This window comes from Streptomyces sp. NPDC002785 (assembly GCF_040295565.1).
In the GTDB taxonomy this organism is placed as follows: domain Bacteria; phylum Actinomycetota; class Actinomycetes; order Streptomycetales; family Streptomycetaceae; genus Streptomyces.
Genome location: NZ_JBEOVN010000172.1, coordinates 1 through 16,287 on the forward strand (window position 1 = coordinate 1; position 16,287 = coordinate 16,287).

The following is a 16,287-nucleotide window of genomic DNA, read 5'->3' on the forward strand; positions in this document are numbered from 1 at the left end:
CCGGGCCGCCGGCCGGGCCGGCGGTATCCGTGCTCAGGGTCGCTCTCCACGCTTGACCTGCGGCTTCGGCAGCCGGAGCCGACGCATCTGAAGCGTGCGCATCAGACCGTAGGAGACCGCGCCCCGCTTCGGCGTATCCGGGAAGCGCTCGTTCAGCTGCTTCTTCAGGCGGAACGCGAGGTCGATCGAGTCGAGGACGATCAGCACGATCACGACAAGCCAGAGCAGCAGCGAGATGTTCTGGATGTTCTGTACCTGGATCACGCTGAGGATCAGAATGATCACGGCGAGCGGCAGGAAGAACTCCGCGATGCAGAAACGCGAGTCCACGTAGTCGCGGACGAAGCGCCGCACCGGGCCCTTGTCGCGAGCAGGAAGATAGCGCTCGTCGCCACTGGCGAGCGCCTCACGCTGCTTGGCCAGGTCCACACGGCGCGCTTCGCGCTGCCGCTTCATGGCCTCCTTGCGGTCGAGCGGCGTACCACTGGAGGCACGACGGCGCTGCGACTGGGCATCGCTGCGCTTGGGGGTGGGGCGACCTTTGGGGGCCTGCGGGTCGCGGGGCTGATTGGAGAGGTCTGCCGTCACCTTGCCGGTGGGCGCCTTCTCTTCCTTCGAACGGCTACGGAACACAAGGCCCAAGGGTACGGGTTCGATCGCCGCGACCCCAGGCCGGTCGGGAACGATCCGGCAACGGCCCGCGTCCTCGCAGGTGTCCCCAGGGGTTCGCCTCGGACGTCTCCACCGGTTTTCCTGACCCCTCCTACTCCCTGGGCCGGAGCGATGACCGGGTGCAGTCGTCCTTGGGGAGGAGCACATCTGTGCTCGAACAGTGCGGTAATAGAGGCAGGGCCCGTACTGTGGGTTCTGTTGGAGTGCTGGAGCTCAGTCCGTCAGAAGGGGGCGCGCGAAGCCCATGAGCGGTGTCATGAAGCGTATGGGGATGATCTTCCGCGCGAAGGCAAACAAGGCCCTTGACCGGGCCGAGGATCCGCGCGAGACCCTCGATTACTCGTACCAGAAGCAGCTGGAGCTGCTTCAGAAGGTACGCCGCGGTGTCGCCGATGTGGCGACCTCGCGCAAGCGGCTGGAGCTGCAGCTGAATCAGCTGCAGGGGCAGTCGTCCAAGCTGGAGGACCAGGGGCGCAAGGCGCTCGCGCTCGGCCGCGAGGACCTGGCCCGCGAGGCGCTGTCCCGGCGCGCCGCACTCCAGCAGCAGGTCACAGACCTGGAGACGCAGCACACCACGCTGCAGGGCGAGGAGGAGAAGCTCACTCTCGCGGCCCAGCGGCTGCAGGCCAAGGTCGATGCCTTCCGTACCAAGAAGGAGACCATCAAGGCCACCTACACCGCAGCCCAGGCACAGACCAGGATCGGCGAGGCCTTCTCCGGGATCTCCGAGGAGATGGGCGATGTCGGCCTGGCGATCCAGCGGGCCGAGGACAAGACCCAGCAGCTGCAGGCCAGGGCCGGTGCGATCGACGAGCTGCTCGCCTCCGGCGCCCTGGACGACCCGACCGGGACGGCGAAGGACGACATCGCCGCCGAGCTGGACCGGATCTCCGGTGGCACGGATGTGGAGCTGGAGCTGCAGCGCATGAAGGCCGAGCTGGCCGGCGGCTCCACCCAGCAGGCGATCGAGGGCGGCCCGCAGGATGCGGCGCAGCAGCAGTCGTCGCAGTCTCCGCACAAGTTCGACAAGAGTTAAGGCAGCGTCATGATCGTACGGATCATGGGGGAGGGCCAGGTCGCACTGGCCGACAGCCATCTCGCCGAGCTCAACGGGCTCGACGACGAACTGCTCGCCGAGGTGGAGAGCGGCGACGGTCCCGGCTTTCGCTCCACTCTGCACGCACTCCTCGCCAGGGTGCGCGAGCTCGGCACACCCTTGCCGGACGACTCCCTGGAGCCGTCCGAGCTGATCCTGCCGTCGTCCGACGCGACTCTTGAAGAGGTGCGCGCCATGCTCCGGGACGACGGTCTGATCCCCGGCTGAGCCGGTCGTTCTCCAGCACTCGCACAAGTCCGTGCCCCGTGTCCGGTCCGCCGGACACGGGGCACGGCCGTGTCCCCGGCGCGGCGCTCCGGGGGTTGAGCACGCTCCATGCCGGTTTCTTCGTACGACCGGACCGATTCATGCGCGACACGCCGTAACGTAACTTGACGTGACCACCCTCGGAACCGGGGTTCTGCGCGTTCGGCACTGGCTGCGCGACCATCCCCTCGCGCTGGACGCCGCGCTCGCCCTGGCCGTACTCGTGGCCATGATCATCGGGTCGTTCGTCGACGCGCACGCACCGAACGGGCCCACCTTCGGCACCCGCAGGCCCGAGTCGAGCAGCGTGTTCCTGATGGTGCTCGGCGCCGTCGCGCTGATCTGGCGGCGGCCCAGACCCATGCCAGTGCTCGCGGCCACCGCCGGTCTGACGTTCGTCGAGCTGGTGAGGTTCGAACCGCCCACTCCCGTGGTGATGAGCACCGTCATCGCGCTGTACACCGTCGCCGCCCGCACCGACCGGCCCACCACCTCGCGCGTCGGTCTGCTGACGATGGCCGCACTGACGGCCACCGCGATGCTCTTCGGCTCGGCGCCCTGGTACAGCCAGGCGAACCTCGGTGTCTTCGCCTGGACCGGCATGGCCTGCGCCGTGGGGGACGCCGTCCGTTCCAGGCGCGCCTTCGTCGACGCGATCAGGGAGCGCGCCGAACGGGCCGAGCGCACCCGCGACGAGGAGGCCCGGCGCCGGGTCGCCGAGGAGCGGCTACGGATCGCCCGCGATCTGCACGACGTCGTCGCCCACCACATCGCCCTGGTCAACGTCCAGGCCGGGGTGGCCGCACACGTCATGGACAAGCGCCCCGACCAGGCCAAGGAGGCGCTGGCCCACGTCCGGGAGGCCAGCCGCTGCGCACTCAATGAACTGCGGGCCACCGTCGGGCTGCTGCGTCAGTCCGGCGACCCGGAGGCGCCGACCGAACCGGCCCCGGGGCTCGCGGTCCTCGACGAACTGGTGGACACCGTCCGGCGGGCCGGGCTCCCCGTCGAGGTGGCCTGCACCGACCGGCGGCCCCCGCTGCCCGCGGCCGTCGACCTGGCCGCGTACCGGGTGATCCAGGAGGCGCTGACCAATGTGCGCAAGCACGCGGGCCCAGGGGCGAAGGCCGAGGTGAGCGTCGTAAAGGTCGGGGCCACGGCCGAGATCACCGTGATCGACAACGGTTCGGGCGGGGGCTGCTGCAACGGTGACGAAGGCGGTGACGGCGGCGGTCACGGCCTCCTCGGCATGCGCGAACGCGTCACCGCACTCGGCGGCTCCCTCACCGCTGGGCCCCGCTACGGCGGCGGATTCCGGGTTCATGCGATCCTGCCCGTCAAGGCCCGCACGGCAGAGCCCAAGGAGCCGGGCGCGGTGGGCCGGACGGGGGAGAACACATGACACCGCCCATCAAGGTGCTGCTCGTCGACGACCAGGCGCTGCTGCGCAGCGCGTTCCGGGTGCTGGTCGACTCGGAGGCCGACATGGAGGTGGTCGGCGAGGCGGCGGACGGCGCACAGGCCGTGGAGCTGGCCCGCTCGACCCGGGCCGACGTGGTGCTGATGGACATTCGGATGCCGGGTACGGACGGACTCGCCGCGACCCGAATGATCAGTGCCGATCCGGAACTGGCGGACGTACGGGTCGTCATGCTCACCACCTTCGAGGTGGACGAGTACGTGGTGCAGTCGCTGCGGGCCGGGGCGTCCGGCTTCCTCGGTAAAGGGGCGGAACCGGATGAACTGCTCAATGCCATCCGTATCGCAGCGGGCGGCGAGGCGCTGCTCTCGCCGGCCGCGACCAAGGGCCTGATCGCCACCTTCCTTGCGCAGGGCGGCAGTTCGGGCGGTGACGGGCCGAGCGCCGCGGAGTACTCCGAGCGGCTCACCGCGCTCACCGGCCGCGAACGCGAGGTGCTGGTCCTGGTCGCGGGCGGGCACTCCAACGACGAGATCGCCGAGCGGCTCGTCGTCAGCCCGCTCACGGTCAAGACCCATGTGAACAGGGCGATGGCGAAACTGGGCGCCCGGGACCGGGCTCAATTGGTGGTAATTGCTTATGAATCGGGTCTGGTGCGTCCCAGGGTGGAGTGACAGGTGGAGATACGGCGTACTCCACCTGCGGTATGCGCGGCATAAGAAAGCGACCTGGGGCCGACGCTTTCGGCTTTGCGGGTGGGTGATCGTATAAGTGGGCCGGGTCTGTCCCGCAGCCCCTGCCCATCTGCCGCGTAAGCCACAGAAGAGAGACTCCACCCATGTCCTGGCTGTCCAGATTCAGCCTCGCGCAACGGGCCCTGATCGGACTGATCTCGATCGTCGCCCTCGTATTCGGAGCGATCGCGATCCCGCAGCTCAAGCAGCAGCTGCTGCCCACCATCGAACTCCCGATGGTGTCGGTGCTCGCCCCCTATCAGGGTGCGTCCCCCGATGTGGTCGAGAAGCAGGTCGTCGAACCGCTCGAGAATTCCATCAAGGCCGTCGACGGCGTCACCGGCACCACCTCGACCGCCAGCGAGGGCAACGCCGTCATCATGGCGACCTTCGACTTCGGCAGCGAGGGCACCAAGCAGCTCGTCGCCGACATCCAGCAGGCGGTGAACCGCGCCCGCGCCCAGCTTCCCGACGACGTGGACCCGCAGGTCGTCGCCGGCTCGACGGACGACATCCCGACCGTCGTCCTCGCCATCACCTCCGACAAGGACCAGCAGGCGCTCGCCGACCAGCTGGACCGCACCGTCGTTCCCGCGCTGGAGGACATCGACGGCGTCGGCCAGGTCTCCGTCGACGGCGTGCAGGACCTCCAGGTCTCCATCACCCCCGATGACAAGAAGCTCAGCTCCGCCGGTCTGAACGCCGCGACGCTCTCCCAGGCGCTCCAGGCGGGCGGCGCGACCGTCCCCGCCGGTTCCTTCTCCGAGTCGGGCAAGAGCCGCACCGTCCAGGTCGGCGGCGCCTTCACCTCCCTGAAGCAGATCGAGGACCTGCGGGTCACCGGCCAGAACCCGGCTACGGGTAAGCCCGGCAAGCCGGTCCGCGTCGGTGACATCGCCACGGTGAAGCAGGAGCCGTCCACCGCGGTCTCCATCACCCGCACCAACGGCAGGCCGAGCCTCGCCGTGATGGCCACGATGGACAAGGACGGCAGCGCCGTCGCCATCTCGGACGCGGTCAAGGACAAGCTCCCCGACCTCCGCAAGGACCTCGGCGCCGGCGCCGAACTGACCGTCGTCTCCGACCAGGGCCCCGCCGTCTCCAAGGCGATCTCCGGTCTGACCACCGAGGGCGCGCTCGGTCTGCTCTTCGCCGTCATCGTGATCCTGGTCTTCCTCGCGTCGCTGCGCTCGACCCTGGTCACCGCCGTGTCCATCCCGCTCTCCGTGGTCCTCGCGCTGATCGTGCTCTGGACCCGCGACCTGTCGCTCAACATGCTCACGCTCGGCGCGCTGACCATCGCCATCGGCCGCGTCGTCGACGACTCGATCGTGGTCCTGGAGAACATCAAGCGTCACCTCGGCTACGGCGAGGAGCGCCAGTCCGCGATCATCACCGCGGTCAAGGAAGTGGCCGGCGCGGTCACCTCCTCGACCCTCACCACGGTCGCCGTCTTCCTGCCGATCGGTCTCGTCGGCGGCATGGTCGGCGAGCTCTTCGGCTCGTTCTCGCTGACCGTCACCGCGGCTCTGCTGGCATCCCTGCTGGTCTCGCTGACGGTGGTTCCCGTCCTGTCGTACTGGTTCCTGCGCGCCCCCAAGGGCAGCACGGAGAACCCGGACGAGGCCCGTCGCAAGGCTGAGGAGAAGGAAGCCCGTAGCCGGCTCCAGCGGCTGTACGTCCCGGTGCTGCGCTTCGCGACCCGGCGCCGTATCACCAGCATCGTCATCGCCGTCGTGGTGCTGCTCGGCACGTTCGGCATGGCTCCGCTGCTGAAGACCAACTTCTTCGACCAGGGCGAGCAGGAAGTCCTCTCCATCAAGCAGGAGCTGACCCCCGGCACCAGCCTGGCGGCCGCCGACGAGGCGGCCAAGAAGGTCGAGAAGGTCCTCGCCGGCGACAAGGGCGTCAAGGACTACCAGGTCACCGTCGGCTCCTCCGGCTTCATGGCGGCCTTCGGTGGCGGTACGGGCTCCAACCAGGCCTCGTACCAGATCACCCTGAAGGACGCGGGCGACTCCGAGGCCGTGCAGAAGCGCCTCGACACGGAGCTCGGCAAGCTCGACGGCATCGGTGACACCACCATCTCCGCGGGCGACGGCTTCGGCAGCCAGGACCTCAGCGTCGTGGTCAAGGCCGCCGACGCGGACGTCCTGAAGAAGGCATCCGAAGAGGTCCGGGCCGAGGTGGCCAAGCTCAAGGACGTCACCGACGTCCAGAGCGACCTGGCGCAGAGCGTCCCGAGGATCTCGGTCACGGCCAACGCCAAGGCCGCGGACGCCGGCTTCAACCAGACCACGCTCGGCGCGGCCGTCGCCGGAGCGGTGCGCGGCACCCCGTCCGGCAAGGCGATCATGGACGACACCGAGCGTGACGTCGTCATCAAGTCCGCCCACCCGGCCACGACCATGGCCGAGCTGAAGAACCTCCCGCTCGGCCCGGTCGAGCTCGGTCGGATCGCCGACGTCGAGCTGGTCCCCGGCCCGGTCTCGATGACGCGGATCGACGGCCAGCGCGCCGCGACCATCACCGCGAAGCCGACCGGTGACAACACCGGTGCGGTCAGCGCCTCGCTCCAGACGAAGATCAACGCTCTGAAGCTTCCGGACGGCGCCACCGCCACCATCGGTGGTGTCTCCGAAGACCAGAACGACGCGTTCATAAAGCTCGGCCTGGCCATGCTGGCCGCGATCGCGATCGTCTTCATGCTGCTGGTGGCGACCTTCAAGTCCCTGATCCAGCCGCTGATCCTGCTGGTCTCCATCCCGTTCGCGGCAACCGGCGCGCTCGGCCTGCTCGTGGTCACCGGCACCCCGATGGGCGTCCCGGCGATGATCGGCATGCTGATGCTGATCGGCATCGTCGTCACCAACGCGATCGTGCTGATCGACCTGATCAACCAGTACCGGACGCAGGGCATGGGCGTCGTCGAGGCAGTCATCGAGGGCGGCCGTCACCGGCTGCGCCCGATCCTGATGACGGCACTCGCGACGATCTTCGCCCTGCTTCCGATGGCGCTCGGCGTCACCGGCGAGGGCGGCTTCATCTCGCAGCCGCTCGCGGTGGTTGTGATCGGCGGCCTGGTCACGTCGACCCTGCTGACGCTGCTGCTGGTGCCGACGCTCTACGCGATGGTCGAGCTCCGCAAGGAGCGCCGCGCGAAGAAGAAGGCGCTCAAGCGGGCGAAGAAGGCGGGCCTGCCCGCCCAGGCCCTCGCGGAGGAGTCCGCCTCCGAGGAGCCGGAGCCCGCGAAGGCCTGACCCGCCTGGCATGACAAGGGGCCTGTCCCACACGGGTGTGTGGGACAGGCCCCTTCGGGTTTCCGCTTGTTGCTTGAGCGCTGCTGCTACTTGAGCGAGGAGACGAACGCGCCCCAGGCCGCGGCCCGGACGACGAGTGCGGGGCCGGTGGGGTTCTTGCTGTCGCGTACGGGGACGACGCCGGGGAAGTCGTCGCTGATCTCGACGCATTCGCCCCGGTGAGCGTCAGGCGGCCCCGCTGAGAGCCTGGACGATCCGGAGCCACGTCTCGCCGTGCGGGTGGGCGTGCCGGACGCTGAGGGCGAGGATCTCCCTCAGCAGTCGGGCACGGGTCTCCTCGGGTGCGCGGGGGAGGAGCGTGGCCAACTCGTCCGGTTCGAGGCCTTCGACGACCCCCGAGAGCACCATGCCCGCCTGGGCGTGGGTGAGGGAGGACAGCTTGTCGTCGAAGACCTGCCCCTCGACGGCCGCCGCGTGCAGCAGCGCGTTGCCGTCCCCGGCTGCCAACGCCCTTTCCACGTACGCCTGGAGGGCGTCCCGGTCCTCGACGAGGCGGTACGCGGTCTCCAGCCCTTCGGTGCGGGCGACATCGAGGACGGCGATGTGCGCGAGCGGGGTGGCCTCGGACGGCTGGGCCTGGAGGACGCGGGGGTGGTCCTGGAGGAAGACCCGTGACTCCGCCCAGGTGGCGCAGTCCACCCACTCCGCCACCTGCTCCGCGAGGATCAGCGGATCGTACGCGGCGGTCACGCCGTGGATGAGGACGGCCTCGCGGAGCGCGGCGTGCTGCCGTGCGGTGCGGGGGTCCAGGAGTGCCAGCTCTTCGAGGGCTGTCGCCGTCTCCTCGTTGCTCAGCGCTTGGGCGTTCTGGGACCAGAAGTCGCGTGACTGGGGCCAGTTGGCCGCGAACATCCAGGAACTGACGAGGTCCAGCGTCTCCGGCGACAGAGCGAGCCAGGCCGGTGCGGGGGCGGAGGTCGCTTCTTCCCACGCGGTGCGTACGGACTCGGTGTCCCTGAAGGCACGAAGCGCCCGCCGGGCCCGGACGGTCACGACGCCCGCGCCGCCGCTGTCCGGCGCGGAGCCCTCATCGAGGAAGGCCACGAGCCCGCGTACGCCGATCAGGGCCTTGGGATCGGGGCAGTCCAGCAGGAAGACACTCCGCTCGACACCGAGACGCCGGGCGGTTGTGGGGTGGGCGGAAACGAACTCCGCCACGGCCTCGTCGAACTCCCGGATCGCCGAGGTGCGGTCGTCGGTGCGGACAAGTGCCCGTGCCAGGTTGGCGAGAGCGGAGACCAGGTCGGTTTCGAAGGCGCCGGGGTTCTCCAGCGCCAGGGTCCGGTAGGCGGCAACCGCTTCCTGTGCCGCGCTCACGGCTCCTGTGGCGTCCTGGTTCATCCCCAGGTGCTTGCTGAGATTCTGCAGGGCAAGAGCCAGATCAGGAAGGAAGGCGCTGCTCAGTTCATCGACGAGACCGCGCAGGATACGGACGCTCTCCCGGGCCGGCGCCAGGGCTTCCTTCCGGCTGCCGGTGTCGGCGAGGTTCTGCGCCAGAGTGCCGAGTGAGCCCGCGAGAGCGGAGCGGACGGCGGGCTGCCGCTCGGCGAGGTCACGGAGGAGATCGACAGCCTCCTCGGCTGCTCGCAGTCCCGCCGCCGGATCTCCGGCCCTGTTCAGGTGAGCGGCGACGTTGGCGAGTGCCGTGGCCAGGTCCTGCCGGAAGACGGCGGGCTGTTGTGCGGCGAGTGCGCGGCGAATGGAGACGGCTTCCCGACCCGGTGCGAGGGCCCCGGAAACATCGCCCAGGGCGGCGCGATGGTTGCCGAGGTTGTTGAGCGCTGTTGCGAACTCCGGGAGAAAGGCGCTCGCATCCTCGGCGGCCAGGCGTCGGTAGATGCCGGTCCCCTCCTCGGCGTGGACCAGGGCCGTCGCAGGCTCACCTGCGGAGACGAGGTGCATCGCGAGGTTGTTGAGCATCGCGGCGAGACCCGGGAGGGACGCTGTCGGTCGGTTTTCAGCCAGTTCGCGCTGGATGCGTACGGCCTCACGCGCGAACAGCACCGCTGCCGCCCGGTCTCCAGCGGCGGCCGTCTTGTTGGCCAAGGAGGTCAGGGACCGGGCGAGATCCGGCTGGAAGACGTCCGGGTGCTGCGAAGCGAGCCTGGCGTACATGCGCGCCGCCTCTCGCGCCGGAGCGAGCGCGCCCTCGCGATCCCCGGTGGCGGAGAACCTGTCCGCCAGGTTGTGGAGGGCGCCTGCGAGCTCCGGCTGAAAGACGGCCGGATGACGCGCAACGAGTTCCCGGCAGATCTCCACTGCCTCCCGCGCGGGCGTGAGGCACCCTGTAAGGTCACCGACCTCCTCGCGGTGCACGGACAGATTGGTCAGGGATCCGGCCAGAGCGGACCGCAGGACGGTGGGGTGGCGTTCGGCCGCCTTCCGGTTGGCCCGGACCGCTGCCTCCGCGTGAGGAAGAGCCTCCGTGTGGCTTCCGATGGCCTTGAGGCTGCTGGCCAGATTGGTCAGCGCGTAGGCGAGACCGGCCAGGAACTCATCGGGGTGCGACGCGGCGAGCTCCATGTGGATCTCCACTGCCTCCCGCGCGGGCGGTACGGCGGCCCGGCGTTCCCCGACGGCCGCGAGATTCACCGCCAGGTTGTTCAGCGCGACGGCGAGGCCGTGGCGGAACGCCGTTGGAGTCCGCGCGGCAAGCTGCCGGTAGATGGCGACGGCGTCCCGCGTGAGTGCGAGCGCCCCCTCGCGGTCGCCGATGTCGTGGACGCGCCGGCCGAGAGTGCCGAGGGCGAGAGCCAGGTCGGGGAGGGACGCGCTGCCTTCCGCGTCGGCAAGGCTCCGTTGGAGCGTGACCGCTTCGCGCGCCGGCGTCAGCGCCCCTTCACGGTCGCCGATGTCGGCGTACCGGTTGGCGACGTTGACGAGCGTGCGTACGACCGCTGTCTTGTAGACCCCAGGAGCGGCGTGCTCCAGTTCCTTGTACAGGGCGACTGCCTCCCACGCGGGGGCCAGCGCACCGTCCAGATCCCCTTCCGTCCCGAGCCGGTTGGAGAAGCGGTGCAACGCCTGGGCCAGACACGGCGCCGCGCTCGGACCGACCCGCTCCACCAGCCCCCGCAGCATCCCGATGCCCGGTGCACCCGCCCGCGCCGCATGCAGCGCCAGCCCCCGCACCACGTACGGATCGACCGCCCCCCGGTCGCCGCCCACCGCTCGCCGCTCGACGTGCGCGACGAGCGCGGCCAACGCCACCTCTCCGGCCTCGGCGTGCCCCGGCCCCTCCAGGTCCGCGAGATGTGACACGAACTCGCGGTGGTACAGGCGGTACACCGCCTGTCCGTCCTCGCAGTCCTCGACGACGTAGCGGCCGTAGGCGGACAGCACCCAGTCCACGTCGCTCTCGTCGTACGACACGTCAGGGCCGCCCAGCGCGCCGGCGACCTCCTCCCACACGCCCCCGGCGGGCATGCCTCGCCCGACCGTCCACGCCAGCGCGGTCAGCAGATCCCGCGCGGCGGACGGCAGTTCGGCACCGTCCTCCCGGACACGCAGCGGCCCCGCTCGCAAGTCCTCCTCGAACGCGGCCTCGATGGAGTCGGGCAGGCCGGACAACCACTGGTCCTCGCCGACACCACCAGACGCCTCCGTCAACAGCGAGCCCGTCACCAGCCGCGCGAACAGGAACCCGCCGCCCACCGCTGTGGCACGCGCGGCGACCGCGTCGCCCGCCTCTCGCGCCCGGTCCTCCGGGACACCGGCCGCCGCGCACCGGCGGAACACGTACTCACCGATGTCCTCCTGCGTGCGCGGCTCCCGCTCCAGGTCCGCGGTGGTGACACCCGCGCCGATCAGCCGGGTCAGGGCGTCCGGCAGTGTTTCGTCCTCGCGCCCTTCCTCCGCCAGGCGGCTGCGGAACGCGCGGTCTCGGGAGCCGAGCAGGACTGGGCTCGTCCGGCTGAGCGGGAAGACCAGCTCCTCGATCACGGCGCGGAGGTGCTCGACGGGTACTTCGTCCAGGCCGTCGAGCACCAGCACCGGCTGCGGGGACAGCTCACGGAGTTCGCCCCGGAAGTCGTCGACGTTGCGGGGTTCCGGCAGTCCGAGTTGCCGGGCCAGTTCCGAGGCCGCCTGGAGAGCGCTCAGGCCGCGCAGATGTACGGAGGCGAGGGAGCGGCCGCGGCGCAGGCCCGGGTCCGGGTCGTCCTCGCGCAGGCCCCCGTGAGCCTCGGTCTCCTTCCGCTGCACGGGATCGGTGAGCGTCGCGATCCGGCCCAGCACGGCCGACTTGCCGCAGCCCGCCGGGCCGGTCACCAGGAAGAGCCCGGCATCGTCCGCCTCCAGCCATGCGGCGATCCGGCCCAGCACCTCCTTCCGGCCCGTGAAGAACCAGCCCTCCTCGCGGTATCCGACCCCGCGCGCCGCGAGCACCAGGTGCTCCACCAGCCGGGCGGGGGCCCCGGGCACATGGCGCGGGTTGGGAAAGACCGGGCGCCCGGTGCCGAGGGTGGCGGGCACCGGCGTCTGACCCTCGCCGCGCCACCGCTCACCCAGCGCGGCCAACAGGTCCGGGCCGCTGACCAACGCATTGTGGGCGCTCCACGCCGAGCGGTACTCGGTGGAGGCAGGGCCGGCCTTCAGCACCTGGGCCAACGCGGTGAGCAGGGGGCCGCTGCCGTCCGACGTCTCGTTGCGCCGGCAGCTCGCCATGATCCCGAACCACTTGGCCCGGCCGGGCGGCGTGGATGCGGTTGCCCAGCGCCGCAGGGTCTTTTCCAGGCCCCGGCCCACCGCGTCCCCCGCGTAGCAGGTGTCGATGATCACCAGGATCTGGTCGGCGCCCGACGCCACCGCGTCATGGACCAGCGTCTCGGCCGAGACGCCCCGCCTGAGGGCGCGTGCGTCACGAGTCACCTGCTCGACGTCGAGATCCAGATCGCAGAGCGCGAGGCGCAACTCGTCGTCGATCAGCACGCCGTGCCCCGACCAGACGATGATCGCGGGCTTCCCCGCCCCCGTCTCCCGCCAGCCCTCGCTCCAGGTGGTGAGGGCCTCGTCGAAGGTCGCCCAGGACGGGTTCCCGCCGCCCACCACATGCGCCGCGATCCCCAGACCCGCCAGCAGTCCGGTGATCTCCTCCATCTGGGCCACCGCCCCGGTCAGCCGGGGAAAGCTCCGCTTGTCGGCATACTCCTCGCACACCACGCACAGCGCCGTCCCCACCGGCTCGCGTCCGTCGTCGCCCGCCACGCCCGGCTCACGCACCATTGCCCGCCCCGCCCTCCAGTACCAGCACCAGCGCGGTCATCACGACATGGCCCGCGTTTCCCGTACTCACCCGCACCCGGTGCGGCCCGGCCGGCAGCCCGGCCAGGCGTGCCACGTAACGGCCCCCGCCCAGGTTGTTCAGCGTCCGCACCGGTCCGCCCTCGGCCGCCACGAAGACGGCCACCCGGTCGTGGCCCCGTATGTCCGGCGGGACCGTGGCCCGCAGCTCGTACACCTCGCCCTCGACGATCGCGTCCGGGGCGTCCACCACCAGCGGGATGTCCGCGACCTCCGGGCCCCGGTGGGCCGGTGGGTCCTGGGTGAGCCAGTTGTAGAGGGCCTGGCGCAGCGCCGTGTTGTTCTGGAGCGAGCCGTGCTTCTCCCAGGGCGTGTACGCGGGCCGCCCCGCCGCCCCCACGTGGGCGCTGGAGAGCCTGGGCACGCGGCCGTCGCCGCCCTCGTCGGTCCCGTCGATCGTGAGCAGTCCGGTCAGCTTCTCGCCCTGGACCTCGGCGGTGGTCGGGGTCGGCTGGAGCACCCCGCTGATCGGTACGTACTCCACTCCGTACGCCGCCCCCGCCCCGGACTCCCGCAGCACCTCGTGGAAGCGGGCGGCGTCCTTGAGCAGTGCCGCGTCGGTCCCGGGCAGGCCGGTCACCTCACCGGCGTATCGCAGCGGCTCGCCCGGCGCGGTGATCAGCGCGGCGTAGTCGGGGACGAGCTGGTGGAGGGACGGAAGGCTGCGGGCGAACGCGGTGAGGCCGATACCGGCCGGGCCCACCCCGTTGACCAAAGAGAGCATGGCGTCCAGGGAGCCCCGGTACGGGGTTCCGAGCGTGATCACTCGGCGCGTCACCTCCGCGCCGCCGCACAGCTCCACGTACTGGCGGGTGACCAGGCCGCCCATCGAGTGGCAGACGAAGACGACCCGGGCCTCCGTCCGCTTTGGCGCCGAGGCTCGCCAGCGGCCGAGCTCCTCGTCCACCCGCTCGGCCAGCCGGTCCGCGTTGTAGCGGCAGGACAGCCGCCAGTCGTAGGCGAAGTCGATCAGGTTGGCGGGGGCGTCCGCTTCGTCCTTCTGGCTCCGGCGCCGGAGCGTGAAGTTGTTTTCCAGCCACTCCAGGAAGCCGCCGTAGCCGTCCACGAGCGTCCCGATGCCCAGCAGTCCGTGCAGGTCGCGCATCGGACCGAGCGGGCGCACACCGTCGCCCGGGTGCTCGTCGCCCAGGTCCGGGGGCAGCGCCAGGCCCTTGACGGACCGGCCGAACGTACGGATCCCGCGGAGGAGGGCCGGGCCCGAGAGGCCCCAGACCTCGTGCCCGTCCGCGTCCGCCAGCCGACTGCCGAGAATGCCCGGGACGACGACCACCATGTCGTCGACCCGGCTGCGAGACGTCATGTGGCGCCGTACCCCCCATGTGCGCTGCTGCCGTGGATTAAGCAGCGTAATTAGGGAGAGGGCTGCGCGAGTGCCATATGGAGGAAACCAGGCGGCTCGGGACGTTCCGTACCCGTACGCGGAAGGCCCGGTCCACCGACCGTCAGGCGGTGGACCGGGCCTCACGGCCATGCCGCAAGCACCCCTTACGGCAGCGCCAGCATCCGCTCCAGCGCGAGCTTCGCGTACTTCTCCGTCTCCGGGTCGACCTCGATCCGGTTGACCAGGTTGCCCTCGGCCAGCGACTCCAGCGCCCACACCAGGTGCGGCAGGTCGATGCGGTTCATCGTCGAGCAGAAGCAGACCGTCTTGTCGAGGAAGACGATCTCCTTGTCCTCGGCCGCGAACCGGTTCGCCAGGCGGCGCACCAGGTTCAGCTCGGTGCCGATCGCCCACTTCGAGCCGGCCGGCGCCGCCTCCAGGGCCTTGATGATGTATTCCGTCGAGCCGACGTAGTCCGCCGCGGCCACGACCTCGTGCTTGCACTCGGGGTGCACCAGCACATTGACGCCCGGAATCCGCTCGCGGACGTCATTGACGGACTCGACCGAGAAGCGCCCGTGCACCGAGCAGTGCCCGCGCCACAGGATCATCTTCGCGTCGCGCAGCTCCTCGGCGGTGAGGCCGCCGTTCGGCTTGTGCGGGTTGTAGAGGACGCAGTCCTCCAGGGACATCCCCATGTCCCGGACCGCGGTGTTCCGGCCCAGGTGCTGGTCGGGGAGGAAGAGGATCTTCTCGCCCTGCTCGAAGGCCCATTCCAGGGCGCGCTTCGCATTGGACGAGGTGCAGATCGTGCCGCCGTGCCTGCCGGTGAAGGCCTTGATGTCGGCGGAGGAGTTCATGTACGAGACGGGTACGACCTGCTCGGCGACCCCGGCCTCGGTCAGCACGTCCCAGCACTCGGCGACCTGCTCGGCGGTGGCCATGTCGGCCATGGAGCAGCCCGCAGCCAGGTCCGGCAGCACGACCTTCTGGTCGTCGGTGGTCAGGATGTCCGCGGACTCCGCCATGAAGTGCACACCGCAGAAGACGATGTACTCGGCCCCCGGGCGCGCAGCCGCGTCCCGGGCGAGCTTGAACGAGTCGCCGGTGACGTCCGCGAACTGGATGACCTCGTCGCGCTGGTAGTGATGGCCGAGGACGAACACCTTGTCCCCGAGCTTCTCCTTGGCCGCGCGGGCACGCTCCACCAGGTCCGGGTCGGACGGGGAGGGCAGGTCGCCGGGGCACTCGACGCCGCGCTCGCTCTTCGGGTCGGCCTCACGGCCGAGCAGGAGCAGGGCGAGGGGCGTCGGCTGGACGTCGAGATCCTGGACGGGGTGGGCCGTGGTCACGTCACGCACCCTTTCTTCTTTGCGGAAAGCCTTTTCGTCTAATTGACGTTATCTATCATATCCGCTTCACGTCACTTTGACGATGGCCATAGTGTCGATGTGACGCATCCCCCCGCGTACGCGGTGTGCGAGCATGAATGGAACAGGCAAGCGCTTGGCCCGGAATGAATCCGCGGTCCCGTCGGTTGCAACGTCGGCAAGCAGTCTCCGTACAACCCGGGAGAGAAGCAGATGTCCGTATCGGACGAGACCACCACCGTGAGCGACGGCATCCTCCTGTCCGACGCCGCCGCAGCCAAGGTCAAGGGCCTGCTGGAGCAGGAAGGCCGTGACGACCTGGCGCTGCGCGTCGCCGTCCAGCCCGGCGGCTGCTCGGGCCTGCGCTACCAGCTCTTCTTCGACGAGCGTTCCCTCGACGGCGATGTCGTGAAGGACTTCGACGGCGTAAAGGTCGTCACCGACCGGATGAGCGCTCCGTACCTGGGCGGCGCCTCCATCGACTTCGTCGACACCATCGAGAAGCAGGGCTTCACGATCGACAACCCGAACGCGACGGGCTCCTGCGCCTGCGGCGACTCCTTCAGCTAGTGCCGTGACCGGCAATGTTTGCCTCGTAAGGAGTGTTGTCCGGTGCGTGCGATCGCAAGGCGGCCGGAAGTCCTGGTAGCGGAGCTACCAGGACTTTTGGTCAACGCGGCGAGCGTGCTGGGCGGCGCGACGGGGCAAAGCTTGCCGGGAGGGGCACTGGGCCCTGAAGGCAGCAGCAGAACGGCGGCGGCCCCG

10 protein-coding genes and 1 pseudogene are annotated in these 16,287 nt (G+C 70.1%); 6 read left to right on the forward strand and 5 right to left on the reverse strand.

Annotated features, from left to right (window positions below):
• Positions 1-33: 33 nt before the first annotated feature.
• On the reverse strand, positions 34-633 hold the full coding sequence (locus ABTZ94_RS29335) for a DUF3043 domain-containing protein (protein ID WP_351205107.1): 600 nt from the start codon (positions 631-633) through the stop codon (positions 34-36).
• Positions 634-928: 295 nt separating this feature from the next.
• Here ABTZ94_RS29335 and ABTZ94_RS29340 point away from each other — a divergent pair, with 295 nt between their 5' ends.
• From ABTZ94_RS29340 to ABTZ94_RS29360, 5 genes are all read left to right on the forward strand, one after another.
• The gene (locus ABTZ94_RS29340; RefSeq protein ID WP_351205109.1) at positions 929-1,708 is read left to right on the forward strand and encodes a PspA/IM30 family protein; all 780 of its coding nucleotides are present in this window, start codon (positions 929-931) and stop codon (positions 1,706-1,708) included.
• A gap of 9 nt (positions 1,709-1,717) precedes the next feature.
• Positions 1,718-1,996, forward strand: a complete 279-nt coding sequence (pspAA, locus tag ABTZ94_RS29345; RefSeq protein WP_351205111.1) for a PspA-associated protein PspAA — start codon at positions 1,718-1,720, stop codon at positions 1,994-1,996.
• Positions 1,997-2,165: 169 nt separating this feature from the next.
• Positions 2,166-3,437, forward strand: a complete 1,272-nt coding sequence (locus tag ABTZ94_RS29350; protein ID WP_351205113.1) for a sensor histidine kinase — start codon at positions 2,166-2,168, stop codon at positions 3,435-3,437.
• Positions 3,434-4,129 carry a response regulator gene (locus ABTZ94_RS29355; RefSeq protein WP_351205115.1) on the forward strand — a complete coding sequence of 232 codons (696 nt, stop codon included), beginning with the start codon at positions 3,434-3,436 and terminating at the stop codon, positions 4,127-4,129. The genes ABTZ94_RS29350 and ABTZ94_RS29355 overlap by 4 nt, the downstream gene beginning before the upstream one ends.
• A gap of 164 nt (positions 4,130-4,293) precedes the next feature.
• Positions 4,294-7,449, forward strand: coding sequence for an efflux RND transporter permease subunit (locus ABTZ94_RS29360; protein WP_351205117.1), 3,156 nt, complete (start codon positions 4,294-4,296; stop codon positions 7,447-7,449).
• 86 nt (positions 7,450-7,535) lie between these two features.
• Here the strand turns inward: ABTZ94_RS29360 and ABTZ94_RS29365 are convergent.
• From ABTZ94_RS29365 to nadA, 4 genes and pseudogenes are all read right to left on the reverse strand, one after another.
• Positions 7,536-7,673: pseudogene (locus ABTZ94_RS29365) on the reverse strand (DUF397 domain-containing protein); the annotation flags it as partial.
• A 1-nt stretch (position 7,674) separates the two neighbouring features.
• Positions 7,675-12,732, reverse strand: a complete 5,058-nt coding sequence (locus tag ABTZ94_RS29370; protein ID WP_351205119.1) for a tetratricopeptide repeat protein — start codon at positions 12,730-12,732, stop codon at positions 7,675-7,677.
• Positions 12,722-14,131 (reverse strand): alpha/beta hydrolase, encoded by a 1,410-nt coding sequence (locus ABTZ94_RS29375; protein ID WP_351205121.1) that lies wholly within the window; start codon positions 14,129-14,131, stop codon positions 12,722-12,724. The genes ABTZ94_RS29370 and ABTZ94_RS29375 overlap by 11 nt, the downstream gene beginning before the upstream one ends.
• 185 nt (positions 14,132-14,316) lie before the next feature.
• On the reverse strand, positions 14,317-15,513 hold the full coding sequence (gene nadA / locus ABTZ94_RS29380; protein ID WP_351205123.1) for a quinolinate synthase NadA: 1,197 nt from the start codon (positions 15,511-15,513) through the stop codon (positions 14,317-14,319).
• Between the two features lie 222 nt (positions 15,514-15,735).
• Here nadA and ABTZ94_RS29385 point away from each other — a divergent pair, with 222 nt between their 5' ends.
• Positions 15,736-16,092: a HesB/IscA family protein gene (locus ABTZ94_RS29385; protein WP_030933606.1), complete on the forward strand. Its 357-nt coding sequence runs from the start codon at positions 15,736-15,738 to the stop codon at positions 16,090-16,092.
• Positions 16,093-16,287 lie beyond the last annotated feature (195 nt).